Origin of the sequence: Psychrobium sp. MM17-31, assembly GCF_022347785.1 — a bacterium.
Classification (GTDB): domain Bacteria; phylum Pseudomonadota; class Gammaproteobacteria; order Enterobacterales; family Psychrobiaceae; genus Psychrobium.
Genome location: NZ_JAKRGA010000001.1, coordinates 265,299 through 292,096, shown reverse-complemented (window position 1 = coordinate 292,096; position 26,798 = coordinate 265,299). Strand labels below are relative to the sequence as shown.

Here is a 26,798-nt window from a genome sequence, read left to right as displayed (position 1 = left end):
CTTATGCGCTGTGCACTAGCAAGTCTTTGATAAATTTCTTACACAGCGCCTGTGCTTGCACAAACTCTTCTTCTGGGCGAAGGCTTAATGCACTGCGAAGCCAACAGCCATCAATCATTGCGGCAGTTTGTTTGGCTGCAATATTTGCTGCTTCGTTGTTTAGAATGCGGCGATAAGAGTGAAGAAGGTTACTGTACAAACGCTTGTTGTTGATGTGTTGAAGTCGCGCGAGCCCCGGCTCATGCATCGATTGCGCCCAAAAGCTAAGCCAAGTTTTAGTCGCCGCTACCGAGCGCTGTGTTTGACTGAAGTTGGCGTCGATGATCACCATTAAACGCTGCTCTGGCGATAGTTGTTTATCATGCGTTTTTTCCAACAACGCTATTTTTAATTGGGATAACAAATGCTTAACAGTGGCGTCAACTAAACCTTGTTTACCGCCAAAGTAGTGGCTAATAATTCCAGATGACAGTCCAGCCAATCGGCTAATTGTTACTATGGTGGTGTTGTGTAAACCGTATTGGGCAACTGATTCTAAAGTGGCATCGATTAATTGCTGCTCACGCAATTCTTTCATTCCAACTTTAGGCACGAAGAGGTCTCCAATATCTGTTTATTGTGGTGAAGGCTTTTCAATAAGTTAAAACAAATTAGGTGCTGTTTATTTTAATTGAACATTCAATTAATAATAATTCTAATAGTTTTAATTGAAACTATCAACGTTGGAAAGCATTACTGTGAACGGCCGCATTGAGGATTTGTCTATAGAACACTGCATAAATCAGTAAGTAAAAAATGATTAGAACAGTAAATATTGTTAAAAACAAGATGTAATAAATAGCTGTCGCTATGACGGCGTTTAATGGCTTGGCCTAGGCTAGAAGAATTAGAGATGAGGGAATTTGGGCTAGTTGGAAAATTGGTCGGAACGACAGGATTTGAACCTGCGACCACTTGTCCCCCAGACAAGTGCGCTACCAAGCTGCGCTACGTTCCGACTGATGATTTTAGGGGATAAAATCACGCTTAATACTACCCGCTAATTCTTAGATTTCAAGTAGTAACCTTTCGTCCTCGCCTAACTGTTTACAATTTATTCATCAGCTAATTTTCCGCGTCCCATTTGTGGGATTTCGATTTCGAGAATTCGTCCCATTTTCGAGATAGACTATCTATTGATTTTCCTTTTATTTATCCAAGGTTTTGTTTTTATTGTGTTTATTTGTTTTGGCACAGCCCTTGTAATGTCATCAATATTCAAGGTTAAAAGTGAGCCGAAAATGGATATTGTTAGAGATAAGAAAAAATCAAAACGCAAACCACTGCTAATGGTGGGCGCTATCGGTGTAGTAGCCCTTAGTACGTTGGCGTTTGTTTTCAAGCCTAGTAACGCCTCTTATGTGGTAGATCGCGATGCGCTTTTGGTGGCGACGGTTGAACAAGGCGATATGAAAGTTCGTGTGCGCGGCACGGGCGTTTTGGCGTCGAAAGATATTCGCTGGTTGGCGACAGATGTTGCTGGTCGCGTAGAACGCATTGTTACCAAAGCTGGCGCGGTGGTTAAAAAGGGTGATGTGATCTTAGAGCTTTCAAATCCGCAGTTAGTGCAACAGATGGAAGATTTCCAGTGGCAGCTTGAAGAAATGGAAGCGGAAACAACGGCGCTGGAAGTATCGCTTGAGTCTCAACTGTTGGATCAAGAAACCGTAGTGCTTAACGAGAAGCTCAATTACGAACGCGCTAAGTTGACATTTGATGCTGAAAATACATTATTGACGCAAGGCGTTATCGCTATTTCTAAGATCAAACACCAAGAAGCGAAAATCGAAGTGAATCGCTTTAAACAGCGTTGGGACTTAGAGAAGAAGCGCCTTGCCAAGCGCCGTGAAAATTTAGATGCACAGCGCTTATCTTACCAAGCCAAACTCAAGCGTTTACGCCATAGTCTAGCGCGAGCACAAACCCAAGTGGACAATCTAACCGTACGCGCCAGCATGGATTCTATTGTCCAAGAAATGCCGCTAGAGCTGGGACAACAGGTTAATCCTGGCAACAACTTGGCGCGTTTGGCGCGTAGTGGGTTGTTTATTGCTGAACTGCGCATTCCTGAAAAACTCATTAAAAACGTAAAGTTATCGCAATCGGTGACGGTTGATACCCGCAGTTCGGAAATCAAGGGCCACATTATTCGTATTGACCCAGCAGTGGTTAACGGCACTGTGCAGGTGGATGTTGATTTGGTTGGCGAGTTGCCAATTGAGGCGCGTCCTGATCTAACAATCGATGGCGTTATCGATATTGCCGATATTGAAAACACACTTTACGTAAAACGCCCAATGTTCGCGAAAAACGACACCACCAGCAAAGTCTATGTGCTTGATCAAGCATCGCAATACGCGGTTAAGCGCGATATCACCTACGGGCAAACATCGAATCAATTCATTGAAATTAAATCAGGCCTTAAGCCGGGAGATAGCATCGTTGTATCTGATGTTACGGCGTGGCAATCACATCAAAAAGTTAGCATTAACTAAGCAAAGGAATACTATCATGAGCAACGAAACAACAAATAATAACGAACAAGCGTTAGTGAGCTTGGTGGACATCAACAAAATCTTCCACACTGATGAAGTTGAAACCCAAGCACTTAACGGTATTAATCTCACCATCAACAAAGGTGAGTACCTGTCTATCTCCGGGCCGTCGGGGTGCGGTAAGTCAACTTTGCTCTCACTACTTGGCTTACTCGACACCTCTAGCAAAGGCAAATATCAACTGGCGGGGCACGATGTATCGGATTTATCACGCGATGAGCGCGCGCGCATTCGCAACAAGGAAATTGGTTTTGTATTCCAATCGTTTAATCTCATTAGTGATTTAAGCGTTGCGGAAAATGTTGCGTTGCCACTGACGTATCGCGGCGATTTATCTGCTAGCGAAATCAATGAACGCGTCACTCAGTCACTCGAAAAAGTTGAAATGGCCCATCGTGCTAGCCACTTTCCGTCACAGCTCTCAGGCGGTCAGCAGCAGCGCGTGGCCATTGCGCGAGCATTGGCGGGTACGCCGTCAATCATCCTTGCCGATGAGCCAACGGGTAACCTCGACTCTAAAAATGCGCAAATCGTTATGAATCTGTTGGATAAGCTGCACCAAGATGGCGTAACCATTTGTATGGTGACGCATGATCCTGCATCTGCAGCGCGCGCTAGTCGCATGATTGAAGTGTTCGATGGCAAGATTGTTGCTGACAAGCAAACTGCCAGCGCGTCGGCAATTGCGGTGTAATAGGAGATTATTATGTCTTTTTGGATAGATATTAAATATGCCGCGCGATTGCTGCTGAAAAAGCCGTTGTTTGCCCTCACCAGTATTTTGATTGTCGCGGTTGGTTTGGGGTTAACGGTTTATACCTACTCGATGCTTAATAGCTTGGTGTTTAAACCAATGACGCTTAATGGCGATCAGCCAATTTATGCTATCGAAGCGCAGTTCGATCACAATCATCTGTTTCGTCGTCCTGCTGATCCCTTTGATTTAGAGCGTGTGAAAAAAGAAATCGATGCCGTAGATGACATTGGTTTTTATCAAGACGGTACCGCGCTATTTCAAGATATTGAAGGCAAGTCTGGCACCGTGAAGTTTAATGCATCTTACGTCAGCTGGAATGTTTTTGAGTTTGCATCGACACCGCCACTATACGGCCGCGGTTTTAGGGAAAGCGATCAGCAAAAGGGCGCTGAACCTGTGGTGATGTTGAGTTATGAAATTTGGCGTGATTACTTCGATAGCAACGAGAAAGTCGTTAATAGTTTGCTCACAGTCGAAGGCGAGAAAATGCGTGTGGTTGGCGTTATGCCACAAGGTTTCGCATTCCCGATGACGGCGCAAGCATGGTTATTGCTGCCGCCAGAATTTATTAATGCGGTAGAGCGTAGTGGTCGTTCGGTGCTTGGTTTTATGAAGCTAAAAGAAGGACGTGATTTTAGTGAATTTGAGCAAGAGCTTGAGCGTTTAAACCCATTAATCATTCAAGATATTCCTGAAGATTTTATCTGGCGCGTTAGTGATAACGGTGAATATCTAAGTGTTCAACCTTATAAAAAGGCGAGCATCACACAATATTATTCAATCTTTATCGCGATGTTTATCGTGGTGTTCCTAATTTTAATGCTTGCTTGTATCAACATAGGTAACTTGTTGCTGGCGCGTGTTAATGAGCGCATCAAAGAGGTTGCGATTCGAGTGGCTCTTGGTATTCCACGTGTGCGCCTAGTGTGGCAAATGCTGTGGGAAAGTATCTTTATCTGTGTCATTGGCGGTTTCTTTGCCATCTTAGTGGCTGGCTGGGGATTAGAAATAACTAACGGCGTGTTTGATGCAGCTTATGCTGTCGATCAGCAAAAACCATTCTGGTGGACACTAGCCTTAGACAGCCATGCTGTGATTGCCCTTGTGTTAACTGTCATCTTTATGATTGCTATTACTGGTTTGATCCCCGCTTGGCGCGCCTTAACGGGGGACTTTAACGCAATTTTACGCGACGGTACCCGCGGTGCGTTAGGCAAGAAAGCCGCGCAGGCGAGTAAGGCTCTGGTTATTTCAGAAATTCTGCTTTCTTGTGTGGTACTAGTAATAGCAACGATCTTGTTATACACCAGCTATGCATCGGCACGTGCCGACTATGGAGTGGACACTGACAATCGCATCACTGCGCGTCTTGAGTTACCAATTTTGGCGTATGCCCACCCGGGACGTAACGCGCCAGAAGAAGAGCAACGCAAGGCAGGATTTAAGCGTTCAGATTTTTACTATCAGCTTAAAGAGAAGATGGAAGCGCTGCCAAATGTCGAAGGTGTGGCATTTATGAGTCAATTCCCAGGCTCTGGCGAAGGCACCAGTTACTTCGAGATAGAAGGTCGTGCTGCAGAGGTTTACAACGAAAACCCATACAGTAACAACGAGATTGTAAGTCGTGATTCGTGGCACGTGGTTGGTATGAAGATCGTAGATGGCCGTGATTTTGATTATCGTGATAGTGAGCCCGGCGTGCTAAGTATCATTATCAATGAATCTATTGCGCGTGAGTTTTTCCCTAATGGCGATGCCGTGGGTAAACGTGTACGTCGTGTTAACTCGCGTGGTACTGGTGATTGGAATACCATTATTGGTGTGGTATCTGACACCTTCCACGGCTCGGCGATGCGCTCATCAAGTGCGTCGTATAACTCGTATCACGTGTTCGATGCCTTTGCGCCAACGCGTATCAACGTGGCTGTGCATTACACCGGGCGTCAAGCATTGGCAGAAAAAGCATTGCGCGAGTCTATCATTGAGATTGATCCACGCGTCGCCGCATTCCATGTACAAACTTATGAAGAGTTAATTTATCAGCCGATGATTTTGGTATCGGCGGTGAGTAAAATCTTCTTATTATGTGGTGTGGTTGCTGTATTCCTAGCGGCGAGTGGCATCTACGCTGTGGCGTCAAATGGCGTGACTCAACGGACACAGGAAATTGGCGTGCGCCGCGCCCTTGGTGCAACAGATTCTATGGTAATGCGCTTGTTTATGAAGCAAGCAGCAGTGCAATTAGCACTAGGGTTACTATTCGGACTTGGGTTATCAGTGTGGATTATCGATATGATGACTGACACCTTGGTCATGAACCAAGTGAGTTATTACATCGGGTTTGTGCTCATTCCAGCGCTAATTATAGCGATGGTGCTGATGGCAACCTACATCCCAACAAGGCGCGTTGTGCTGATGGAACCGAGTAATGCCTTGCATCACGATTAGTCGATAGCGAACAACAGTGAGCCTGTGATAGGCTCACTGTCTTATTCATCATAAAAGAGTTTAGAGTTAAAAGGATCACCATGACTCATTCTATTTTAATTGCCGATGACGATGTTCAAATCATCATGGCGTTAAAACTGTTACTTAAAACCCACCAATTCGACGTTGTGGTCGCGCAAACGCCAAATGAGGCGATTGAGCATGCTACTAAGCGCGAATTTGATGTGGCGTTAATTGACTTAAATTATCAGGCTGACACCACATCGGGCCAAGAAGGTATGGCGTTAATTAACGATCTTAAAAAGCTCGATGAATTATTACCAATTGTGGTGATGACAGGTTATAGCAGTGTTGATATTGCCGTTGATGTGATGAAGTTAGGTGCTAGCGATTTTGTCCAAAAGCCTTGGGGTAACGAGCGCTTATTGTCGATTTTACAAAATCAAATCAGCCTTAAACAATCACGCCGTCTTGGCAATAAGTTAGCAGCGCATAACGCCTTGTTATCGAATGAACGCTCGACACCAAGTTGTAATATTGTGGCAGAATCAGCTGTTATGAAACAACTTTTAACGCAGTTAGAAAAGCTAGCCCTGAGCGACATGAGTATTATGCTCACCGGCGAAAATGGCTGTGGCAAAGCATGTTTGCCGATTATCTTCATCGTTGTTCACCGCGCCATAACCATTCATATGTAGCAGTGAATATGGGGGCGATTAGTGAAAGCCTCTTTGAAAGCGAAATGTTTGGTCATGTAAAAGGTGCCTTTACAGATGCCAAAAACAATCGCATCGGCCGCTTTGAACTGGCAGAGCAAGGCAGTATTTTCCTCGATGAAATCGCCAATATTCCACTATCGCAACAAGCTAAATTGTTACGGGTGCTAGAAGAGCACGAGTTTGAGAAGCTGGGTAGTTCGAAAACGCAAACCATGGATGTGCGTTTAATTTCCGCCACCAACTCACCGCTTGATGAATTGATTAGCGAAAATAAATTTCGCCAAGACTTACTCTATCGTTTAAACACGGTGGAAATTCGCATTCCGCCACTGCGAGAGCGCGTCGATGATATTTTGCCATTGGCAATGAGCTTTTTAGATCAACACAATCAAAAGTATCAACTGAGCGTTGCAGGATTTGATGAAACAGCCATCGACGCTATGCAACAATACGATTGGCCGGGTAACGTGCGCGAGTTAAATCACATGGTAGAGCGCGCTCTATTCTTGTGTGCTGGCGAAAAAATCTCGGCCCAAGATCTTGGTCTAAGCAAAGCCGATAGTGACGATGAGGGCATGAGTCAGCTCTTTAGCAGTGGCACCTTGGACGATATCGAGTGCACGCTAATCAAACAGCGCATGGCAAAGTTTGATAATAAAGCACTTGAAACATCGCAATCCTTGGGGTTAAGTAGAAGCGCCTATTATCGCCGATTAGAGAAATACAATTTGTGAGTAAACCCGCCGAGCACAGCACCAGTTATGAAAACAAGTTATTGCGCCTGAGCCTGCTGATAGGTTTGCTGCCATTGTTACTATTAACAGTGGCTTTGTTTTATATCGACATTAGTATTTACTTCAAAATGCTTGTGCTTTCACTCACCACCGCTGTGGTTATTTTTGGCGCTTTCGAAATTCGCAGATTAATTGTCGCGCAATTACGCACCGCAACCAACTTAATGGAATCGCTCACTAGTGGCGATTTTTCATTGCGGGCTAAAATGCGTGGCAGCAACAGTGCCCTTAACGAATTTAATCAGCTGCTTAATTCATTGGCCGATTCGATGGCGCAGCAAAATCTAGTGAATAAAGAGCGCCAAATCCTGCTGCATAAAATCATTTCTCATATCGATGTCGCCATTGTTGCCGTTGATCATCACCAATGCATTTCGCTAATGAACCCAGCAGCAGAGCAGTTATTTGACGTTAAATTTAGCCGTTTAGATGGTGCGCCTGTTCATATGCTTGGTTTGGCAACCGCTTTACCTAAAGACTATCGCGAAGTGGTGGAATTTGAAATTAAACAAAATCGCAAAAAAGTGTATTTACATAGTGATGAATATTTTGAGCAAGGCAACAAACATCGATTGATTTTTATTACCGACATTCAAGATATTTTGCGCGATGAAGAGCGCAGTGCATGGCAGCGATTGCTCCGAGTATTAAGCCATGAAATCAATAATTCTCTAGCGCCAATTGCATCGATTAGTGAGTCTTTGCATCAAGCCAGTGTTGCGGGTAGCGATGTATTAGCGCCGAGCGATTTTCAAGAAGGGCTAGCGGTAATTAGCGAACGCTCGTTGCACCTTAATGATTTTATTAAACGTTATCAGCAGCTCACTAAATTGCCTGAGCCGCAAAAGGCGATGATCAGTTTAAGTCAGCTTATTGCAACGAGCGCGCGGTTGTTTGACAACATCGAGGTCAATGCCATTGACGAGCATTGGCAATGCTATGGCGATGAAAGCCAGCTAGAGCAAGTGTTAGTGAATCTTTTGAAAAATGCGTGTGAGGCCAATCAAAGCGCAAGTAGCAGTGGTCATATTGCTATTGGCGCGCAGCTATTTGATAACAAAGTACAAATAACCATTACTGACAACGGTAATGGTATTAGCAACATGGACAATATTTTCGTTCCGTTTTACACCACCAAAAATGCAGGGAGTGGCATTGGACTAGTATTATCGCGCCAAATTATTCGCAACCACGGCGGTGAATTGACACTGGTTAACCGAGACGATAAACAAGGCGTAATAGCTACTATTTCCTTGCCAAATTGTTAATGTGATTTTCGTCACATTAACTAGTAAATTAAACGGTTTCTGGTATCATGCCCGACTTGTGTAACTTGGTGGTCCTTACCAAGTGATTTTTGGCTATTTCAGTGACAGGAAACCTCAATGAGTCTTGCAGATTCCGTCTTGGCAGTTAACGACGACTTGCCTATCCGTACCAATCAACCCGTCCACAGTGGTAAAGTTCGCAGCGTATATTGGCTAACCCCCGAAGACAGCGCGCGTTTAATCAAAGAAAAAGGTTATGACGTAGCAGAAGATTCGCCATTGGCGATCATGGTAATCAGCGATCGCATTTCGGCATTTGATTGTATTTGGCAAGGCGAGGGCGGTTTAAAAGGCGTTCCGGGTAAAGGCGCTGCATTAAATGCTATTTCAAATCACTGGTTTAAATTATTTAAAGACAATGGTTTAGCCGATAGTCATATCCTAGATATTCCGCACCCATTCGTATGGATTGTGCAAAAAGCACGTCCTGTGATGATTGAAGCGATTTGTCGTCAATACATCACTGGTTCAATGTGGCGCGCTTATGAAAAAGGCGAGCGCGAGTTTTGTGGTATTACGCTACCAGAAGGCTTAACTAAAGATCAGCGTTTAGACCGCACTTTAATGACGCCGTCTACCAAAGGTATTTTAAAAGGTATTGATGGCGTACCAGAAGTAGATGACGTGAATATTACGCGCAAAAATATCGTTGATAGCTATCAAGCCTTTGGTTTTTCAAGTGAAGGCGACATCGCGCAATATGAGCGTTTGCTGCAAGAAGGCTTTGATTTAATTTCTGGCCAACTTAGCGACATCGACCAAGTATTTGTTGATACTAAATTCGAGTTTGGTTATGTGAACGATGCTAATGGCGCCGAAAAACTCATTTATATGGATGAAGTGGGCACGCCTGATTCATCACGTATTTGGGACGGTGAATTATATCGCCAAGGCAAAGTGGTAGAGAATTCAAAAGAAGGCTTTAGACAAACCCTGTTAAACCACTTCCCAGATCCGGATATTCTGCTTAACAAAGATCGTATGGACGAGCGCTCTGCATTAGCCAACGATAATCCGTTACCTGTAGAAATTTTAAATCAAGTATCGCAAACCTATGTTTCGATTGCCGAGCGCATTACTGGTCAGAAGATTGAATTAAGCGATAATCCAAAAGCCGAAATCATTAAGGTATTACGCGACGACTATCAACTAGTTGATTAAATCTACTAATATTCTGATCCTAAGCCACGTTATTTGACGTGGCTTTTTTGTTTGTATTTCCCTACTAATGCCGACCTATATTGATTTCTTACAATAACTTACAGGATCTTAAACTAAAGTATGATAGGATGAGTTGTAAACGAATTGTTATCGACTATCTTTAATCATTAATGTTGTTAATCGATGACATGGAACTCACAGGGAATCACAATGGATATCATCTTAGAATACATCTTAACCGTACAATTTTTCGTACTCGTTTTAGTCGTAATCATCCTCAAATCATCAATCATTTTTGTGCCGCAAAACCGCGCCTTTATGATTGAACGTTTTGGAAAATATCGCACAACCTGCGAAGCGGGCCTTAACTTTATCGTTCCTTTTATTGATCGCATCGGTGCCGATCGTTCGTTAAAAGAGCAAGCGGTTGACGTGCCAAGCCAAAGCGCTATTACTCGCGATAATATTTCATTGCACGTTGATGGCGTGTTGTATTTCCGCGTATTAGATCCTTATAAAGCGACTTACGGCGTTGATGATTACGTATTTGCAGTAACTCAACTGGCGCAAACAACTATGCGTAGTGAGTTGGGTAAAATGGAGTTAGATAAAACCTTTGAAGAGCGCGACCAGTTAAACGCCGCTATTGTTCAATCTATTAACGACGCATCTTCTCCTTGGGGGATTCAGGTACTGCGTTACGAGATCAAAGATATCGTGCCACCAAATACCGTTATGGAAGCGATGGAAGCGCAAATGAAAGCTGAGCGTGTTAAACGTGCGCAAATTCTAGAATCAGAAGGTGATCGCCAATCGGCTATCAATGTGGCAGAAGGTCACAAGCAATCGGTCGTATTAAAAGCGCAAGCGGAAAAAGAAGAACAAGTATTAAAAGCGCAAGGTGAAGCAGCGGCAATCCTCGCGGTAGCGCAAGCTAAGGCGCAAGCATTAATCGAAGTTGGTGCGGCGGCTAATACTGGCGATGGTCAAAAAGCAGTAGAACTTGATCTTGCAACCCAAGCAATTGAAGCAAAGGCAAATATCGCTAAAGAGTCTTCCGTGGTACTATTACCAGACAGCGGCACTGATGCGGCGTCGATGGTGGCGCAAGCAACAACTATTATCCAGTCGCTAAACTCTCGCCAATAAATAGGGGGTAATCATGGATGTAATTACGGACAATTTAGCGCAATCATTAGTGATTATTGGCTTGGTGTTATTGGCCATAGAAATCCTAATGCTGGGTTTTGCAACCTTTATCCTATTCTTCGTCGGTGTTGCTAGTGTACTAACTGGCATCATCGTTGGTCTTGGCATTATCGAACACGATTTGGTTGATGCTTTGCTGTCAGTTGGCGTGTTATCGGCAATTACCGCAGCGATAAGTTGGAAGCCGCTGAAGATGATGCAAGACAATGTCACTACCACTCAAGTAACCAACGATATGATTGGCGATCGCTTTTTATTACCTGAAGATTTGAGTCCCGGTCATCCAATTAAATGTCGTTACAGCGGCATCGAATGGTCGGTGAGTAGCGATGAAAAAATCATGTTGGGGTTAGAAGTAGAAATTACCGATGTTAGCGTTGGCAAGCTGCGGGTAAAACAATGTAGTTAGTTTTAATTCGCCCTAAAACAAGAAGACAGTAAAAAGCGTTAATAATTTAATCATTAACGCTTTTTTTGTGCCTGAAATATATTACTTATACAGCGATGGGTCATCAGGATTCGGGCGAGTTTTAAAGCGGCGGTGCAACCACATGTATTGCTCTGGCGCTTTCATAATGCCTTTCTCAACAATTGAGTTAGAGTAAATGGCATCTTGCTCGTCGTTGCCGCTTGGGAAGTTTTCCAGCGGTGCGCTGAGTTCGATGTGATAACCACTGCCATCGTCATTACGGGTGATTACATAAGGTAAAACGACTGACGGCGCGCCCTTGGTTAAGATGCTGGCACCAACAACAGTTGCGGCGTCTGGCACGGCGAAAAATGGCACGAATACCGCTTTACTGCGGCCAAAGTCTTGATCTGACGTGTACCAAACCGCTTCACCATCGGCGAGCGCAGAAATCATCGCACGGATGTTACGCTTGGTAATTAAACGCGCTGAGCGATTGCGACCACACACTTGTAAATGTTCCATCACGGGATTGTTGTGAGGGCGGTAAACACCAGTTAATTTAGCTTGAGTGCTAAACAATCTGCCGCCGATTTCTAAACAGAAACTGTGGAGTGCGAACAACAACACACCTTTACCGTCTTTCTTAGCTTGTTCTAAGTGCTCTAAACCTGAAATCGTCACTAGCTTTTGGATACGCCAAGTTGGCCACCACCACGCCATACCAGTTTCCATTAAGGCGATGCCGACCGATTTCGCATGACCGCGCAAAATCTTGTCGCGCTCGGCTTGAGTCATTTCAGGAAAACAAAGTTCTAAGTTACGCACCGCAGTTTTTTCACGCTTTTTCAATAAACGCATAAGCAGCAAACCAATACCACCGCCCAACTTAACGAGCACGCGATATGGCAATAAAGTTACGGTTAACCACAATAAACCAACACCAAACCACAACAACCAGTAGCGCGGATGAAGAAAACTCAGTTTGAATTGCGATTGATTGATGACGTTATCACTCAAAACATTGTCCTTAAAAATAAAAACGGACGCATATTGTATCTGATTTCCAAGGCTTATGTCTCAACAAACTCGATATTTGCGTGGTACAATCACTCGCATCTTTGACTATGGATAAAAATAATGACAATTGCTTTACCAAATTTTCAGCAGGCCAAGGTATTAGTTCTCGGCGATTTGATGTTAGACAGATACTGGCACGGTCCAACAGGACGTATTTCTCCTGAAGCCCCAGTACCCGTTGTTAAGGTAGAGCAAATTGAAGATAGACCCGGCGGCGCGGCGAACGTGGCGCTAAACATCGCAGCGCTAGGCAGTGCTTGTAATATCATTGGTATCACAGGTGATGACGAAGCAGGGCGCATCTTGACGGACAAGCTGGAAGGTTTATCTATCGACACCGATTTTTATCAGCAGTCGCAAATTCCAACTATCACTAAATTACGTGTGATCAGCCGTAATCAGCAGCTTATTCGTTTGGATTTCGAAGAGAATGCGGCGCAATTACCAACGGCTCCGCTACTCGATAAATTACGCAAGGGCATTGAATCATCGTCAGTCGTTATTTTATCGGACTATGCCAAAGGCACGTTAAGCGATGTCAGTGAGATGATTGCGCTGTGCCGCGCGCAAAACAAACCAGTATTTATCGATCCTAAAGGCAGCGACTTCTCAAAATATCGCGGCGCGACTTTATTAACACCGAACATGAGCGAGTTCGAGCAAGTGGTTGGCGCTTGTAAAGACGAAGAAGAAATCGTCGCTAAAGGCCAGCAGTTAATGACTGAGCTAGATTTAACTGCGCTACTCGTTACACGTTCAGAGCATGGCATGACATTGCTACGTCGCGACCAGCAAGAGCTGCATTTCCCTGCGATGGCGCGTGAAGTTTACGATGTAACTGGCGCGGGCGATACGGTAATTTCTGTGTTAGCAACTGCAGTGGCTGCAGGCAGTGATTTAGAATCAGCTTGTGCGCTAGCCAACATCGGTGCTGGCGTGGTTGTTGGTAAGTTAGGTACTTCAACTGTTAGTACAATTGAACTAGCCAATGAGCTTGCAAAATCTCATCCAGAAGCTGGCTTTGGTGTTATTTCACCTGAGCAACTAAAAATTGCGGTACGCGCAGCGCAAGCACGCGGTGAAAAAGTGGTTCTCACCAACGGTTGTTTCGATATCCTCCACGCAGGTCATGTCTCATATCTTGGTCACGCAGGTAATTTAGGCGACCGCCTAATCGTTGCCGTTAACGATGACGATTCAGTACGCCGCCTCAAAGGCGAAGCGCGCCCTGTAAATCCAGTAGATCGTCGCATGGCTGTTCTAGCAGGTCTTGGCGCTGTCGATTGGGTAGTAAGTTTTGGCGAAGACACGCCACGTGAACTTATCAGCGAGATCTTGCCAGATATGCTTGTAAAAGGCGGTGATTATCAAGTTCACGAAATCGCTGGCGGCGAAGAAGTTATCGCCAACGGCGGTGAAGTAAAAGTGCTTAACTTTGAAGACGGTTGTTCGACCACCAAAATTATCGATGCGATTCGCGGGAATTAGTAATTATAGTTAATGCGTTGATTCATATATAAGGAATTATATGAGCTTACTTGAAGATGCTTGGGAGCAACGTGAGGTGCAAATCTATCCAGCGCTCTTTGGTGGCACGGGAGAAGGTATTTATCCGCTCGATAATACAATATTTAGTAATCAATTTAACGTTGAAGAAATAGATCCTCGTTGGCTGCACTTTGGCGTTTTTAAGTGCCCGCCAATAGCGACGAGAGATACATGGGTATATGTAACCTCCGGTATGTCGAACCCTTGGGAACACGTTGAACCAGATGAGTTCTCGGGATTCGGCATGGAGTTTATTTTAGAAACTGACATCGAATATGACTGGGCAATACCGATTATGAGAAGTCTTCTCGCCTTCAATATTCTAGTTTCCGTTGGTCATTATGGTGATAAACCGTTAATTGATTATGGGGATCGCATCCCCCAGTCTGTAGCGCAAAATATTGCAAGCCTTTTGGTCGTTGAACCCAAGCTGTTTCCCTCTTCATTCCAACTTACGTCTGGAAGAGTAGATTTATTACAAATTACAGGCATTACCGTGCAAGAGCTTGAGTTCGCAAAGGTCCAAGGTTCGGATGAATTGGCAAATAAACTCTTTGACTGTTATGGCTCATTTAAAATTGAGCCAAAGCGATTAAGTATTGTTTAGTAGCTATTGCGTGGATTAACACACTTTTAGTAAACGAAAAGGATTTTTAAGTCTTGTTAACCATCACTAATGAAAACAAACTGATTTATATACTCAAGGCTGGATTTTTATGTTTTTTTATCAGCATTGTATTCGGGTTTGCCATTAACAATATTTTTGATTTTAGTTTAAATCTTGACTCTGATATCGATGGCAGCCCTTTGTCGTTCGTCGACTTTTTGGGTTACGTCATAATAGCCCCAGTCATTGAAACATTATTAATGCGTCCAATCATCAAGTTAATCAAATGTTTTACAGTTCGTTTTTGGGGCGTAATAATCTGTAGCGCCGTGATCTGGTCGTGCTTACACTCTCTTTTAATACCAACCTGGGGACTTTTTATTTTTACTAGTTTTATAATATTTTCAACTGTTTATTTGAGGTGGGAGAAATATTCTACTCAGGCTGCTTTTAGCGTTACTGCAAGTATTCACGCACTTCATAATTTCTTGGCGTGTATGATGGTGATTCTCTTATAAGACCTTCAATCAAGACAGTGATGTTATTACATTGATGGTTTTGTAATCGCATAACTTATTATCAACAATTGAAAATTTAACAGCTAAGCTCACTTAGATATATTTAAATTCTTCACAAGGAAGTCCTATGAAAAAACAAATCAAACGATTATCTCCACATCAAAATGGCAAGGTGATTGGCATTTTAATGGCAGCTTGCTCAATGCCATTACTACTGTTAGGTATAACAATGGATTATTCTGTTTCACATGTCTTACCGAACAGTAAGGTTTTTTCAATGTTTCTGGCCATACCGTTGATTTATCTTGTTGTGGGTTATCTTTTTAGCGTGATATTCTGTGTTATCTACAATTTTGCTTTTCAATACATTGGCGGCATTGAGTTTGAACTCAAAGATTCAAACACAGAGTAATTTAGAAGCTGCCAAAGCTAGGAAATGATTGCTCTTTGATTTGGCATATTACGCTAGTATTTACTTGGTATTTTTCAAAATACCTCTAATTCTCGCCTTTAAAGACGGCGCTTCATCCGTGAGTGCCATTCTCAGTAGCTCATTAACTTCCTGCTTAAACTCTGAATATTGTTTCGTGAGCACAGCTAGGGCGTGATAACTCCATGCGCGAATGAATTTATTATCGTGGCTTAAGTTATGGCGCAGTTTGGCGTACAGCGCAGTGGTTAGACTTTTGGAAATTGTTAGATGTTCTGATATTTGAAGGATATGTAGCATTGATTGCCAAGTTGGATTTTCTAATAAGTGTTCTAGTAATTTTTCGTTATGCAGTAACGACAGTGAATAGTCATTTTCAACGGCGTGTTTTACCAACCAAGTGACTGCGATTGGATGTTGTGGAAAATGGCGCATCAGTGCGTCAATCAGCGATGGATTTTGTCGTTTGGCAGAATCGAAATGAGCACTTTCTATTGAGGCGTAGATGTGGCGTAAATCATCGGTGGATTTACCATCCCAATTGTCCAGCTTTTTACCAAGCAAAGACATTAGCATTTCCCCAAATACAAAAGCCATTATCCAACGATAATGGCTTTTGCTGTTTTTCGCACTGGTTTATTGAATTACTTTAATTCAATAAAACTGGCTTACCAAGACCAAGTTTGTCTAAGCGCTTAAGCTGGGTTTTAGCATCGCCAACAACCACGTAAATCATGCTTTGTGGTTTGATGTAGTCGATGGCTAGGCCTTTAACTTGTTGCTCAGTTAGCTTTTCGACGCTGTTTGCGCGCAACTGTACGTAGTTGGCTGGCAAGTCGTATTTCGCCATGTTGCGCAAGATACCGAGTTTGGCGTCAAGGGTTTCAAAGCGGCGGGCGTTACTCTTGAGATAGAAACTCTTCGTTGTATCTAAATCACCCATTGAGTAATCTTTGGCGTAATTGTTCGTCATATCGCGAATTAGCTCTAATGACTCTAGGGTAACGTTTGAACGCACGCCTGTGCTGATCATGAAGTTACCTTGGTAGTTGTTGCCAAGGAAGTTTGAGCGAATGCCGTAGGTGTAGCCTTTGGTTTCACGTAGCTCTTGGGTGAGTTTAGAGGCAAAACCACCACCGCCTAAGCGATAGTTCATCACTTGTGCATTGTAGAAGTTCTTATCACTAGCGAGCAATGATGCATGACCAATGCGCAGTTGTGATTGCTTTGCGCCCGGTATGTCGTAGAAATACAGTTGCGGTTTATCAGCGAGCGTAGGTTGCTTAATCGTTGGCAAAGTGCGCTCTTTCGCTTTCCACTTGGCGTTTAACATCGTTAGCGGCGCTAACACTTGCTCTTCTTTGATGTCACCCACAATTTGCATGGTGGCAAGGTTTGGCAGCATGTTATCAAAGTAATAGGCTTTTAAATCATCGAGGGTAATTTTATCCAATGATTCAATGCTACCCGCTTGGTTGTAGGCGAAAATATTGTCTTTGCCGTACACCAATTGGTTGAACTGACTGTTAGCAATAGCGCGTGGGCTAGTTTTTTGCTGGATCAGCTGATTTTTAAGGCGCGCTTTAGTTTGCGCGAATTCTTCGGCATCCCAACGCGGGTGTAATAGCATATCGCTAATAAGCGCCATTACCGCATCGTAATTACGGGCAAGCATGCTTGCTGAAATGCGAATACTGTCGCTGGTGGTGTAGGTGTCGATTGATGCGCCTAGGGCTTTGATTGCATCTTCAAATTGGCTAATGCTTTGGCTTTGTGTACCGCGATTAAGTAGTTCGCCTACTAAGTTCGCCACGCCAACTTTGTTGATGTCGTCGAATAACATACCGCCAGCGATATCGATGTTTACTTGCACCAATGGCGTTTCGTTGCTGACGATGCCAGAGACTTTAATACCGTTATCTAGGGTTTCATTCCACACTTGTGGTACTGCTAATACAGGATCTTTACCGTATGGTGGTTCGACGGTGCGATCAAAGGTCGATGGCGTTCTTTTATAAGTCGCTTGTTGTGATGCGTCGAAGCTTTCTTCTGCACCCATCACGATTTTTTCTTGCTCAACGGTGACTAGTTTAGAGCCAGAGAGTGCAAGTTTAGTTTCGCCTGTTGGTACAAAGCTAGTGGCTACGAATGGTTTGTTTTTAATGTACTTGTTATACACGCGCCATACGTCGTCTTTGGTTACTGCAAGAATGTTTTTGCCGTGCTGGTTAATGTAACCCGGATCGTCGGCGAAGATGTTGTATTGAGCAAGCTGGAAGCCTTTGCCTAATACGCTAGAAATGCTTTGGTAGAATGCGGTTTCTTGGCCGGCTTTAATGCGATCTAAGTCTGCTTGCTCGAAACCGTTCTTTTCAAAGTTCGCTAGTGCCGCTTGAATGCCGCCTTCGATATCGTCAAGTTTCACGTCTTTAAAGCCGCGGCTTGAGATAAAGAATTGGCCTGCAAGCTCAGATTCCCAACCGTAGACATCTACTGATGAAGTCAGTTTTAGCTTATCAACTAGCTCTTTGTTTAATGGCGCTGATTTACCATCGCCAAGTAACTCTGACAGCACAGATAGCGCGTATGAATCAGGGTGATAAATTGGCACCGTTGGCCATACCATGGTCAATGCTGGCAATTGCGCTAGGCTATCTTCAAACATCACCTTGCGAGATTCAGTTAATACCGCAGGTTGTTTTTTGTTTGGCACGACATCTTCGCCGCGTTTGATTTCGTCAAAGTATTTGTGAACCCATTCTTTCGCTTGTTTAGGATCGAAATCACCAGATACAACCAGTGTTACGTTGTTTGGCACATACCAGCGCTTAAAGAAGTTTTTCACGTCATCCAAGGTGGCGTTTTGCAGATCGGTTAATGAGCCGATTACCTGCCAGCTGTATGGGTGACCTTCAGGATAAAGTGTTTTATCGATAACGGCGTAAGTGTGACCGTATGGACGGTTGTCGACGCTCTGACGCTTCTCGTTTTTAACGACTTGTTTTTCTTTCGCTAGCACTTGCTCAGTTACTGTGTTGATGAAGAAACCTAGCTTATCGGCTTCCGCCCAAATCATTTTCTCAAGTGCGTTACTCGGCACAGCTTGATAGTAGTTGGTGCGATCACGGCTGGTTGAACCGTTAGCGCCTGAGCCACCGATACGGGCACTTAGTTTATCTAAGCCGCCTTTACCAAGGTTTTCTGATTCTAAGAACAATAGATGCTCGAATAAATGCGCAAAACCTGTGCGCCCCGGTAATTCACGGGCTGAGCCAACGTGAGAGGTGAGGGCAACGGCAACCACTGGGTCGCTGTGGTCGGTGTGGAAGATAACTTCTAAGCCGTTATCTAGGGTAAATTTTTCGTAAGCGATTTCGTTGGCTGCAGCTTTAGCAACGGTTTCTGTTGCTGAAGCTTTTGAATTTGGCGCTTGAGTATTTTCACAGCCTGATAGGGCTAGCATTGCCGTCATAGTCGCGGCAAAAAGCGGAGAAAGTTTCATATTATTATCATCTTATTGAGTTAACTGAGTTAGTGTAACTCAATTGTCTGATGATGCTAGAGGGGAAGTCGGATGCTTGGTAGCAAATTTGTTAAAAAGTATTAACGTGATGAAATGTTAGGCAATTTCAGGCTGAATTTCGCCCCTCGCCATTGAGAGTCAGTGACATAACACTGTCCTTGATGCCATTGAGCGATGCGCTTAACGATGGCTAAACCCAGTCCAAAACCACCATTTTCTTTGTTGCGGCTTTTATCGAGGCGTGTGAAAGCATCAAACACTAATTCTCGTTGGTCTTTGGCAATACCTTCACCGTCATCTTCAACGTCAAACACTAAATTTTCATTGTCATTGGTAATGCGAATAGCCACGCTGGATTTGGCATAGCGCAGTGCGTTGGTAATGTAGTTTTGTAGTGCTCGTTCGATTAAATGCCCATCGCAATGACACACTAGATTGTCGTCGATATCGCGTATCACGCTGAGTTCGCTGTGACGGGTTAATTTGTCAATTAAGTGGTTGGCTAAATCGCTAATATTGACATCTTCCATGCGCAGTTTGTCGCTTTGGCTTTCTAAGCGACCATAGTTAAGCATTTCGTCAACGAGCTGCTCTAGTTCTGCAACGTCTTGGCGCATGCTATCTAATTGTGGCACCGCCTTTTCATCAAGCATGGCAAAGGCGAATTTTAGGCGAGAAAGCGGAGTGCGAATTTCGTGAGAGACCGCATTGGTGAGCTGTTTTTGATCGCTTATTAAGCGCGATATTTGCGCCGTCATGCTATTAAAGGTGTGCAGAATAGGGGCAATGACCGAACCGTTGTTAACGTGCATTGGCGTTGATTTTGCGCCTTGACTAAAGGCGATGCTGCTGCGTTCTAATCGTTTTAAATCGCGCCACAGCGGATAAATCCAGAGTGCAATAAACAGGGCGAGACACAAGTAGGAGACTAAAAATATCAATGGCTTGATTAGTGAAGCATCGTGGGAATGTTTAAAGGGACCAACGCGATAGAGTTGCTGGTTACGCAGTATATAGGCGTAGATATTTTCGTGCTCGTCGCTGGTAAGCACAGGCTGAAGGTTGTTGAGGTCTTGTTGCTGCCACGGCAGCAGCGCAATATCGTTGGCGGCAACTTCAACTATCGGCAGTGATAAGCGCTCACTAAGTGCGGTTAGATTGTTGGCGTTAAGGGTGAGCGCCAATGAGTTGGCGACTTGTTCAATGGCAATGATTTGCGCTGATGGTTGTTGGTTGTAGTGTTGCCACAGTTTTTCCGACAGCCAATTAATAGCGCCTATTGACACTATCAGCAATAAATAAAGACTAATGAACAAGCGCGCCATATGTACGCCTTAGTCCCAAGCTGTCGGGCTAAAGATGTAGCCTTTGCCCCACACCGTGATAATACGAGTGGGAGCGGACAGATCGTCGTGAAGCTTTTTACGCAAGCGTGAAACGCGAACATCGACGCTGCGATCGAAGCCGTCATATTCACGGCCAATCATTTCTTTATGAATAAAATCGCGACTTTGCACTTCACCGGCTTTGTTCGCTAATAGCCACAGCAATTCGAACTCATGGCTGGTGAGTACAATGTTCTCGCCGCCTAAATTGACTGTTCGCATCGAGTTGTTGATGTGAAGCTGACCAAAAGTAAGCTCTTGTGAATTGCCTTGTCCGTTTGTTTGTGTGCTTGGTGCTGCACGGCGTAGTGCATTGTTAACCCGCGCCAACAAAACATGGGGCTCGACGGGTTTTATGATGTAATCGTCTGCGCCTAATTCTAAACCTGTGACATGATCAAAATCGCTGTCTTTAGCGGTTAAGAATAAAATAGGGTTGTGAAAACTATGGCGAATTTGTTTGATAATGGAAAAACCGTCACTGCCCGGCAGCATAATATCTAAAATGATTAAATCTGGTGTCTGGTGCTTAAGCGCTTGTTGCTTAAGAAAATCGGCCACCATATCTCCGCGATCGATTACGGTAACCGCAAAACCGTTTTGTGTTAAAAATTGGTCGACGAGTTCGGCAAGGCGCTTGTCGTCTTCAACCAAGAGTACGCGTTTCATTAAAATACACTCCAATCGGCTCTAAGCCTGCGCCTAAAGCGCTTTGATGTTGCACTGTTTACATTGACTTTACTGCTGGCGATAACTCGTTGGGTATTATCTTTTAAGTCAAAGGTGGTGGAAGTACTTAGCTTATAAACCAGTACTTCGGAAACTTGTTGTGTGTTGCGCCAACATTTAAGGCGCTCTTTTTGTACGTATAAACACAAATCCATTGCACGTGGTACTTGCCATGTAAGTTGCAGTGGACTAGCGCAAACTTCGCCGGGTTTGTTGACGATGCAGGTAGTTGGCGAGATAGAAAATTGTGGGCTGTCACTAGTTGCCAAGGCGCGAGCGCTCGTCACCATAGCCGCACAGGTCAGTGTGGCCATAAGCAATATATTTGCATTGTTATTGTTGCCCGATTGCTCAATCATTAACTACTAAAGCGCCAAATATTCCATCATTAATTAAAAGTGGTAAACCGCACCAACAAATAGCGTGTCTGAGTGATTTTCTCTAACCATTGGGCTGTCTTTGATTGACGCATCCAAATTCGTTAGACGGTAACTCAGTGCTGCTCGCCAATTCGATGATAGATGATAATTTGCACTAAAGCCAAGGGTACGATTAACGCCGCTTTTGGCGCTGTAGTGACTAGCGACTAATTGCGTGTCACGCTCACCAATGCCGTAATAGTAATTCGCGAGCTTTTGACTGTGCCAGTCTAGGGTGCCAAAGAGTTTTAGCGATAACGCAGGGATATTCTTGATGCGCCATGACTTTTCTAGACGCATTTGACCATTTAAGCCGTTGTATACGTTGAGTACATCGTGGAGTAGATTTAATTGCAGCATCCAGTTGCTGTCGCCAAAATAGTTTAGCTGTAATCCTGCATCGAGTGTCCAATCACGATCGGCAAGCTCTGATATTGCTACTGGCATTTTAGCAATTTCTTCGTCTGTTGCCGGCGAAACAACATCTAGGCTTTGAGAAAAATTATCTTCACGTGCCGATAAATTTGTTTGTGCTACAAAGAAATTACTTGGATGCCAGCGTGAGAAGTTTGCGGCATGGGCATTGAGTTGTGTAATAGCACTAAGCGATAGGTTGGGGGTGATGTCATAAGAATAGCCCAGCACGCCGTCATCAAAGAATACTTGTTCGCCGTAGTAGCTAATGGATGGCAGAAGATAAAGTGGTGTGTCTTTGCCGTCGTATAGCGGATTGGTACGACGTCCATAGCCCAGACCAACGGCAAAATTCCATTGTCCTATTTCAACTTTTTCTTGCTGACTATCAAGTGACGCCGCTTCAATCGCCGTTACTTGGGCAACTTCTGAGGCGTTCGTTGCGGCGCAAATTATCAGTGTCAGTAATAGTGAATACAGTTTTTTCAAAGATACACTCGTTAGGTTTTATAGTGGCAGGTTGCTGTCGATGCTAAAGGTAGCATCGATTATCATCGATTTCATTAAGGATTACATAAGATTACAACTAGTAGCAATTTATAACATCAGTGGCGAAAAACTTTCCCTAAACTGCAATTATCAAATCAAAGCGTCAACGACTTAAACGCGGCACATTAAGTGCTATTAGTTAACTGCTATTAGTTAAGTGCTATTAGGAAGAAAGGAACAGCGTCATGAATTTATCATTAGTGGCATCGAGCATTATTGCTACAGCTTTTGCAATCAGTGGTTGTGGTGGGGGAAGCAGTAGTACCCAACCAACACCTAATCCGACACCAAATCCCACGCCACAGCCGACAACGACGCTTCCAGAGCGCTCTGAGCAGCCACTTGTATTTGGCGCGTTAAGTCAACAGGGCGAGTCGAGTCTCGGCAAACGATTACGCAATGGCGTTTATTTGGCGCATACCTCGCCAATAAATAATTTATTTACCGTGCAAGCAAATGAAACAGCAGATAGCAATCACTCGAAAGCGATTACCCAAGAGGCTGGCGTTGACGAAAGTGATCGTTTTCATTACAACGGCCAGCAGTTGTTCTTAACCATTAATAACAAGTTTAACTACGGCTCTGAGGCAAGCGAAAGTAGCGATATGCTGCGGATTTTGCAGCGTCAATCGGATAACTCACTAACTAAGCTCAGTGACACGCCGATAGTGGTTGATGATGAGCAGCAGTTTATTGATGGCATGTACGTTAATGGCGATAACGTCAGCGTATTTAGTACCGCCGCCAATAACAACTGGCCAATAATGTTCGATATCTTTTATCCGTCACAACACGAGTTTTCACTGTCAATTTTTGATACGAGTAATCACACTGCCCCGAACTTAAAACAGCAATTTACTTTCGACGGTTATGTGCTGTCGTCTCGTCAAATCGAAAACAAGCTTTACGTGGTAAGCAGCTTCTCGGCTTCGATTGATACCGTTATTGATAGTAGTGTTATGGCACAGGACAATGAAGCAATTTATAAAGCGTTGAACAACGCGCCGTTGAGTGAGTTTTTACCCCATGTGACAGATATTGATGGTAATAAAACTTCATTGGTGCCAAACAACGAGTGTTTTGTGCCGCAAAACTTTGATGAGAATTCAGGGCATCATGGTTTAGTGTTGTTATCTGTCATTGACACTAATAATCCAACAAATGTTAAGTCTCGTTGTATCAATACAACAGCCAATGGTATCTATGTGTCGAAAGATGCGGTTTATCTTTATGGCGAGCAATATCATCAAGATGTAACGAGCTTAGAGAGCGTGATTTACAAGTTCGCAATCACCGATGACAGTGTGGAATACCGGGCTTATGCGACGCTTGATGGTAATTTCGGCTGGCGTAACAGTCAGTTTAGATTTAATGAGCAGGGCGATTATTTAACGACGATAAGCACGACCTATGACAAAGACTATACTCCGACACATCAACTCTCGGTATTTAAAGACGATGGCAGTAAAGTACTAAAGGCCGTTGGCCATTTACCGAATCAAACACATTCCACAGCTATTGGTAAGCCAAATGAAGATATCTATGCAGTACGTTATTTTAACGACAAAGCATATATCGTAACTTTTGAGCGTATCGATCCATTGTATGTTATTGATTTAAAAAATCCTGAAGAACCAGTTATCGAAGGTACATTAGAAATCCCTGGTTATTCAGCTTACTTGCATCCTATTGACGAGCAATTATTACTTGGCGTAGGGCAGCATGTGATTTTGCGCGACGATGATGATGGCGATTTGCCGACTGTTGACCAAGGCGCACAAGTGAGTTTATTCGATGTTTCCGAACCAAAATCACCAGCGCAGCTTGGTAATCAAGTATATAAAGACAGTTTTACGCCGGTTGAGTTTGATCATCATGCATTGAGTTATTTGAAACTCGCCAATGATAGCCATCGCGTCGCTATTCCCGTTGAAAGCTGGTCCACAACTACGCAAAGCAGCTCTTTCCTAACCAGTACTTTACAGTTGCTAGAGGTTACGGGAATTGGCAGTGATGCAACACTGAGTAATGTCGGTCAAGTGACACTTAAAAAGGATATTAGCGCTTCGTATTTTTCAAGCATCGACGCGCGCAGCATTTTGATTGAAGACGGCGTCTATTACATCCACGGCAATGATGTGGTGTATCGCGATTGGCAGCAGGGCAGCGATACTTTAGGGCCATTTGCAAAAGACTAAAAAAATATTTTTAATTTTTTGAAATTTTTAAATAAACAACTAGGTCTGGTTATTTGAGTTGGTTACTGTGGGGATGGTAGCCAGCTCTTTTTTCGTTTTTGTAACTTATATTCGAAATCGCGGAGACCAATATGTATATCAAAACATCTTGTAGCGCCGCATGTAATTTAAGTAGCGGTGAGAAAATAGCCGAGCAAGGCGCGGACCGTGTTCGCGAAAAAGCCCATGAGCAACAATTAGAACAAGAACGACTTAATATCGAACAACAGCGCGTTGATAATGTAAATGCGACTGCCAACCCTTCAGCAATTAATTCGGTTAACGCCGCCCAATCAGTAAACCCAACTCAAGCCGTAAATAGTGTTCAGAACGTTGAGCCATCACAACCAATTTCAGAGCAAGTGATAAATCAGCGCGTTAGTGCCTATCAAGCGCAAGACAAATCGCCTTTTAACACCTCAGCGCCAAACAATGTTGGAACCTTGATTAACACTAAGGTGTGATCGGATAGCAGTTAACTACAGGCACCGTAAGTGACACCGTCAGTACTGCATGTTTCGGTACGTGTACCATCGTTATTCGTGACAGTCTTTTTCCATGTACCATTACTGTATTGATCGATTTGCGTGGTGCCTGATTCATGGCGTTTACGCCAGTAGTTGGTGGTTAAACTCACTGCGTCGTCATATTTGTAATCGATGGTCGATAGATAATCCGCAAGTTGCGTCAGTTCGAGTGTTGCTGCGTTCGCTTTTAAATCCACCCACTGCGTAAATTTCTCAAACTCTACTTCGCTATCACGGAAGAATAATTCGGTACTAAAAGTATCGCCAGACTCTTGGTAGCTAAAGCTGTATTGGCGTTCGAAAATGTCATTGAAAGTAGTGCTAGCGCAATCGGTACCATCGGCAGAATCGCGATATGGAACGCTGTTTACGAACTCATACTTTACACCATCTTTGGTAAACATTAATCGCTCGTTACCTGTGCAGTAGTAGCTGCCTTGCGGGTTGCGGTAGGTATCTATACGTTGCCTTAAGCTCGGGCTGTATTGTGTATTGTTGCCCCATGCTGAATCACTTGCTTGCAAATGAGTTAACACGGCGCCTACTTGATTTAAGTTATCGCCATCTTTTAATTTAACTGTTTCAATGATGTCTTGGCCGTCGTCGTAAATGACAATATCTCGATACCACGCTTTATCAAATTTGTATTCGGCGTCGTGCTTATCACTTTGATAGACGCGGACACGAACTTCGGCATTCGGATGTTTTTGTTGCAGAGCGGTACGTTGTTCATAGGCAGACTTCAAGCCAGTCACAATCGATTGCGCCAAAGCGTAAGCTTTAGAATCATCGTTCTTGATAAAATCGGCATACATTTGCTCTGCCGATAAATTATAAAACTGCACCAGTTCATTGGTGACTGTTTTAATTTCATCGCTGATTTCATTACGCAGATTCGCGTCGCTAATGAGGGCGTCACAACTCAATATTTTTGCTTTATCTTGAGTTTTATATTTGGTGTTAATCTGCTCCCAAATCACCGAGGTTAACGGTGAAATGTTAAGCAGTGTTTTGTCTTCAATTGGCGCTAGTGCTGGCGGAAATGACATTTCATAAGCTTCGGTCACTTCACCAAGGTCTTCATCAATGGCGCCGACAGGCACAGAAACATACATAGTTGCGTAAGGAACACAGCGTGCTTGTTGGTCTGTAAACTCAAACGCGTAATCGCCGGCTTCTTTTGACACCGTCGATGGTTCATTATCGTCTTGTTCACCATTACCGTTAATATCTAACCATACTGTTGCACCAGATACGTAGCCGTCGATAACTTTACCACTGTACGTAGTTGTTTGCGGGACAATTGGATCGGGTTCATTTTGCGACGATGGTGATGAACCGCCACCACAACCAAATAAAAGACTACAGCTAAGCGCTGCAAGCGAGAGTTTAAAAGTGTGCATATAAATCCTT

Annotated in this window: 23 protein-coding genes and 1 tRNA gene; 14 read left to right on the top strand and 10 right to left on the bottom strand. The window is 43.8% G+C overall.

Annotated features, from left to right (window positions below; all coding sequences use genetic code 11):
- Window position 1 precedes the first annotated feature (1 nt).
- A complete protein-coding gene (gene betI, locus MHM98_RS01245; protein ID WP_239437278.1) occupies window positions 2-592 on the bottom strand; it encodes a transcriptional regulator BetI in 591 nt (196 codons plus the stop codon).
- Window positions 593-920: 328 nt separating this feature from the next.
- Window positions 921-997, bottom strand: a tRNA-Pro gene (locus MHM98_RS01240).
- Window positions 998-1,280: 283 nt separating this feature from the next.
- Here MHM98_RS01240 and MHM98_RS01235 point away from each other — a divergent pair.
- The 9 genes from MHM98_RS01235 to MHM98_RS01200 all read left to right on the top strand — a co-directional run bounded on the left by MHM98_RS01235 (window position 1,281) and on the right by MHM98_RS01200 (window position 11,419).
- Window positions 1,281-2,534, top strand: a complete 1,254-nt coding sequence (locus MHM98_RS01235; protein WP_239437277.1) for an efflux RND transporter periplasmic adaptor subunit — start codon at window positions 1,281-1,283, stop codon at window positions 2,532-2,534.
- A 16-nt stretch (window positions 2,535-2,550) separates the two neighbouring features.
- Window positions 2,551-3,288 (top strand): ABC transporter ATP-binding protein, encoded by a 738-nt coding sequence (locus tag MHM98_RS01230; protein ID WP_239437275.1) that lies wholly within the window; start codon window positions 2,551-2,553, stop codon window positions 3,286-3,288.
- A gap of 12 nt (window positions 3,289-3,300) precedes the next feature.
- A complete protein-coding gene (locus MHM98_RS01225; protein ID WP_239437272.1) occupies window positions 3,301-5,799 on the top strand; it encodes an FtsX-like permease family protein in 2,499 nt (832 codons plus the stop codon).
- Between the two features lie 80 nt (window positions 5,800-5,879).
- Window positions 5,880-6,497, top strand: coding sequence for a response regulator (locus MHM98_RS18895; RefSeq protein WP_343229199.1), 618 nt, complete (start codon window positions 5,880-5,882; stop codon window positions 6,495-6,497).
- Window positions 6,443-7,252 carry a sigma-54 dependent transcriptional regulator gene (locus tag MHM98_RS18890; RefSeq protein WP_343229198.1) on the top strand — a complete coding sequence of 270 codons (810 nt, stop codon included), beginning with the start codon at window positions 6,443-6,445 and terminating at the stop codon, window positions 7,250-7,252. Before MHM98_RS18895 ends, MHM98_RS18890 begins: the two co-directional genes overlap by 55 nt.
- A complete protein-coding gene (locus tag MHM98_RS01215) occupies window positions 7,249-8,580 on the top strand; it encodes an ATP-binding protein (RefSeq protein WP_239437270.1) in 1,332 nt (443 codons plus the stop codon). Before MHM98_RS18890 ends, MHM98_RS01215 begins: the two co-directional genes overlap by 4 nt.
- 117 nt (window positions 8,581-8,697) lie before the next feature.
- On the top strand, window positions 8,698-9,801 hold the full coding sequence (locus tag MHM98_RS01210; RefSeq protein WP_239437266.1) for a phosphoribosylaminoimidazolesuccinocarboxamide synthase: 1,104 nt from the start codon (window positions 8,698-8,700) through the stop codon (window positions 9,799-9,801).
- 210 nt (window positions 9,802-10,011) lie between these two features.
- Window positions 10,012-10,950: a stomatin-like protein gene (locus MHM98_RS01205; protein ID WP_239437265.1), complete on the top strand. Its 939-nt coding sequence runs from the start codon at window positions 10,012-10,014 to the stop codon at window positions 10,948-10,950.
- Between the two features lie 13 nt (window positions 10,951-10,963).
- Window positions 10,964-11,419: an NfeD family protein gene (locus MHM98_RS01200; protein ID WP_239437264.1), complete on the top strand. Its 456-nt coding sequence runs from the start codon at window positions 10,964-10,966 to the stop codon at window positions 11,417-11,419.
- 81 nt (window positions 11,420-11,500) lie between these two features.
- On the opposite strand, the gene lpxL is transcribed toward MHM98_RS01200, so the two are convergent.
- A complete protein-coding gene (lpxL, locus tag MHM98_RS01195) occupies window positions 11,501-12,439 on the bottom strand; it encodes an LpxL/LpxP family Kdo(2)-lipid IV(A) lauroyl/palmitoleoyl acyltransferase (RefSeq protein ID WP_239437263.1) in 939 nt (312 codons plus the stop codon).
- A 120-nt stretch (window positions 12,440-12,559) separates the two neighbouring features.
- Here lpxL and hldE point away from each other — a divergent pair, with 120 nt between their 5' ends.
- From hldE to MHM98_RS01180, 3 genes are all read left to right on the top strand, one after another.
- Window positions 12,560-13,987: a bifunctional D-glycero-beta-D-manno-heptose-7-phosphate kinase/D-glycero-beta-D-manno-heptose 1-phosphate adenylyltransferase HldE gene (gene hldE, locus MHM98_RS01190; protein ID WP_239437261.1), complete on the top strand. Its 1,428-nt coding sequence runs from the start codon at window positions 12,560-12,562 to the stop codon at window positions 13,985-13,987.
- A 40-nt stretch (window positions 13,988-14,027) separates the two neighbouring features.
- Window positions 14,028-14,654 carry a suppressor of fused domain protein gene (locus MHM98_RS01185; protein ID WP_239437260.1) on the top strand — a complete coding sequence of 209 codons (627 nt, stop codon included), beginning with the start codon at window positions 14,028-14,030 and terminating at the stop codon, window positions 14,652-14,654.
- 645 nt (window positions 14,655-15,299) lie between these two features.
- On the top strand, window positions 15,300-15,584 hold the full coding sequence (locus tag MHM98_RS01180; protein WP_239437258.1) for a DUF3566 domain-containing protein: 285 nt from the start codon (window positions 15,300-15,302) through the stop codon (window positions 15,582-15,584).
- 60 nt (window positions 15,585-15,644) lie between these two features.
- Here the strand turns inward: MHM98_RS01180 and MHM98_RS01175 are convergent, their stop codons facing one another.
- The 6 genes from MHM98_RS01175 to MHM98_RS01150 form a co-directional block, all read right to left on the bottom strand.
- A complete protein-coding gene (locus MHM98_RS01175) occupies window positions 15,645-16,172 on the bottom strand; it encodes a hypothetical protein (RefSeq protein WP_239437254.1) in 528 nt (175 codons plus the stop codon).
- Window positions 16,173-16,251: 79 nt separating this feature from the next.
- Entirely contained in the window at window positions 16,252-19,104 is a 2,853-nt protein-coding gene (locus MHM98_RS01170; RefSeq protein WP_239437253.1) for a pitrilysin family protein, read from the bottom strand.
- Between the two features lie 101 nt (window positions 19,105-19,205).
- On the bottom strand, window positions 19,206-20,450 hold the full coding sequence (locus MHM98_RS01165) for an ATP-binding protein (protein WP_239437252.1): 1,245 nt from the start codon (window positions 20,448-20,450) through the stop codon (window positions 19,206-19,208).
- Window positions 20,451-20,459: 9 nt separating this feature from the next.
- On the bottom strand, window positions 20,460-21,179 hold the full coding sequence (locus tag MHM98_RS01160; RefSeq protein ID WP_239437250.1) for a response regulator: 720 nt from the start codon (window positions 21,177-21,179) through the stop codon (window positions 20,460-20,462).
- On the bottom strand, window positions 21,179-21,598 hold the full coding sequence (locus MHM98_RS01155) for a DUF3019 domain-containing protein (RefSeq protein ID WP_239437249.1): 420 nt from the start codon (window positions 21,596-21,598) through the stop codon (window positions 21,179-21,181). The genes MHM98_RS01160 and MHM98_RS01155 overlap by 1 nt, the downstream gene beginning before the upstream one ends.
- Window positions 21,599-21,631: 33 nt before the next feature.
- Window positions 21,632-22,561 (bottom strand): MipA/OmpV family protein, encoded by a 930-nt coding sequence (locus MHM98_RS01150; protein WP_239437248.1) that lies wholly within the window; start codon window positions 22,559-22,561, stop codon window positions 21,632-21,634.
- A 245-nt stretch (window positions 22,562-22,806) separates the two neighbouring features.
- On the opposite strand from MHM98_RS01150, the gene MHM98_RS01145 reads away from it, so the two are divergent.
- Together MHM98_RS01145 and MHM98_RS01140 are read left to right on the top strand one after the other, a co-directional pair.
- The gene (locus MHM98_RS01145) at window positions 22,807-24,819 is read left to right on the top strand and encodes a beta-propeller domain-containing protein (RefSeq protein WP_239437247.1); all 2,013 of its coding nucleotides are present in this window, start codon (window positions 22,807-22,809) and stop codon (window positions 24,817-24,819) included.
- Window positions 24,820-24,950: 131 nt separating this feature from the next.
- The gene (locus MHM98_RS01140; protein ID WP_239437246.1) at window positions 24,951-25,322 is read left to right on the top strand and encodes a hypothetical protein; all 372 of its coding nucleotides are present in this window, start codon (window positions 24,951-24,953) and stop codon (window positions 25,320-25,322) included.
- An 11-nt stretch (window positions 25,323-25,333) separates the two neighbouring features.
- On the opposite strand, the gene MHM98_RS01135 is transcribed toward MHM98_RS01140, so the two are convergent.
- Window positions 25,334-26,788 (bottom strand): hypothetical protein, encoded by a 1,455-nt coding sequence (locus tag MHM98_RS01135; protein WP_239437244.1) that lies wholly within the window; start codon window positions 26,786-26,788, stop codon window positions 25,334-25,336.
- Between the last annotated feature and the right edge of the window lie 10 nt (window positions 26,789-26,798).

Bases quoted from the DNA above. Each gene is read 5' to 3' on its own strand.
- MHM98_RS01175 (WP_239437254.1), bottom strand. From the start codon at position 16,172: ATGTCTTTGCTTGGTAAAAAGCTGGACAATTGGGATGGTAAATCCACC.
- MHM98_RS01155 (WP_239437249.1), bottom strand. From the start codon at position 21,598: ATGATTGAGCAATCGGGCAACAATAACAATGCAAATATATTGCTTATG.
- MHM98_RS18895 (WP_343229199.1), top strand. From the start codon at position 5,880: ATGACTCATTCTATTTTAATTGCCGATGACGATGTTCAAATCATCATG.
- MHM98_RS01145 (WP_239437247.1), top strand. From the start codon at position 22,807: ATGAATTTATCATTAGTGGCATCGAGCATTATTGCTACAGCTTTTGCA.
- MHM98_RS01165 (WP_239437252.1), bottom strand. From the start codon at position 20,450: ATGGCGCGCTTGTTCATTAGTCTTTATTTATTGCTGATAGTGTCAATA.
- MHM98_RS18890 (WP_343229198.1), top strand. From the start codon at position 6,443: ATGTTTGCCGATTATCTTCATCGTTGTTCACCGCGCCATAACCATTCA.
- MHM98_RS01205 (WP_239437265.1), top strand. From the start codon at position 10,012: ATGGATATCATCTTAGAATACATCTTAACCGTACAATTTTTCGTACTC.
- MHM98_RS01170 (WP_239437253.1), bottom strand. From the start codon at position 19,104: ATGAAACTTTCTCCGCTTTTTGCCGCGACTATGACGGCAATGCTAGCC.
- MHM98_RS01185 (WP_239437260.1), top strand. From the start codon at position 14,028: ATGAGCTTACTTGAAGATGCTTGGGAGCAACGTGAGGTGCAAATCTAT.
- MHM98_RS01235 (WP_239437277.1), top strand. From the start codon at position 1,281: ATGGATATTGTTAGAGATAAGAAAAAATCAAAACGCAAACCACTGCTA.
- hldE (WP_239437261.1), top strand. From the start codon at position 12,560: ATGACAATTGCTTTACCAAATTTTCAGCAGGCCAAGGTATTAGTTCTC.
- MHM98_RS01200 (WP_239437264.1), top strand. From the start codon at position 10,964: ATGGATGTAATTACGGACAATTTAGCGCAATCATTAGTGATTATTGGC.
- MHM98_RS01180 (WP_239437258.1), top strand. From the start codon at position 15,300: ATGAAAAAACAAATCAAACGATTATCTCCACATCAAAATGGCAAGGTG.
- MHM98_RS01140 (WP_239437246.1), top strand. From the start codon at position 24,951: ATGTATATCAAAACATCTTGTAGCGCCGCATGTAATTTAAGTAGCGGT.
- MHM98_RS01160 (WP_239437250.1), bottom strand. From the start codon at position 21,179: ATGAAACGCGTACTCTTGGTTGAAGACGACAAGCGCCTTGCCGAACTC.
- MHM98_RS01230 (WP_239437275.1), top strand. From the start codon at position 2,551: ATGAGCAACGAAACAACAAATAATAACGAACAAGCGTTAGTGAGCTTG.
- MHM98_RS01210 (WP_239437266.1), top strand. From the start codon at position 8,698: ATGAGTCTTGCAGATTCCGTCTTGGCAGTTAACGACGACTTGCCTATC.
- MHM98_RS01225 (WP_239437272.1), top strand. From the start codon at position 3,301: ATGTCTTTTTGGATAGATATTAAATATGCCGCGCGATTGCTGCTGAAA.
- MHM98_RS01135 (WP_239437244.1), bottom strand. From the start codon at position 26,788: ATGCACACTTTTAAACTCTCGCTTGCAGCGCTTAGCTGTAGTCTTTTA.